Here is an 822-nt window from a genome sequence, read left to right as displayed (position 1 = left end):
GGACTGGAGGTTAGACCGGGGGGCGGGCGGGGTGAACCCGTCCGGGCCATCCCCCCGGAAAGCGGCGGTGTTTCCTGGCCGCCCGCCCTACGGCGCGACGGGCGGCAGCGGCTCCGGGAGGACCGGACCCGCCGGGTCGGCCCGGGCCACGCGGCCCACCCGCTCCGCGTTGACGCGGGCCTGCACGTAGCGGGGGGACAGCCGGGTGGCGGCGGCGTAGGCGGCGCGGGCCTCCTCCAGCCGGCCCAGGCGCTCGCAGGCGACGCCCAGGTTGTTCTGCACGTAGGCCACGTGCGGCAGGAGGCTGGCGGCCTGGGTGAGGACCTCCACGGCGCGCGCGTTGTCGTTGGCGCGCAGGTAGGCGAAGCCCAGGTTGTTGAGCGCGTGGCCGTGCTCGGGGTCCAGGTGCACCGCCTGCTGGAAGCGCAGGATGGCGGAGGCCAGCTCATTGGCGCCCAGGTGCGCGCGGCCGAGCACCTGGTACACCTCCGGGTCCTCCGGGTCGCGCAGGAGCGCCTCCTCGCCCACGTGGACGGCTTCCGTGAAGCGGCCCTCCGACACCAGGAGCCGCGCCTGCTGCACCAGCGCCCCCGCGTCGTGGGGCTCCGCCTGGCCCAGCCGGGCGTACGCGTCGATGGCCAGCTTCGTGTCCCCGGACAGCCGGGCCGTGCGCGCCAGCTGCGCCAGGGCATCCGTGGCGCCCGGGTCGTCGTGCAGCGCGCGGCGCAGCTCCGTCACGGCGCCGGACAGGTCGCCCAGCTCGCGCAGCCCCAGGGCGCGGGCCACGTGGTCCACCCGGCGGGCGTGCGTGTGCGGCAGCGC

The 822-nt window shown here is 77.1% G+C and carries 1 protein-coding gene; it reads right to left on the bottom strand.

The features are described 5' to 3' along the window. Window positions 1–87: 87 nt before the first annotated feature. A partial coding sequence (locus D7X55_RS39915) for a lipopolysaccharide assembly protein LapB (protein ID WP_121725716.1) occupies window positions 88–822 on the bottom strand: 735 nt, incomplete at its 5' end.

Origin of the sequence: Corallococcus sp. AB049A (assembly GCF_003668885.1) — a bacterium.
Lineage (GTDB): Bacteria > Myxococcota > Myxococcia > Myxococcales > Myxococcaceae > Corallococcus > Corallococcus interemptor.
This window is presented reverse-complemented; position numbering and strand designations above follow the sequence as displayed.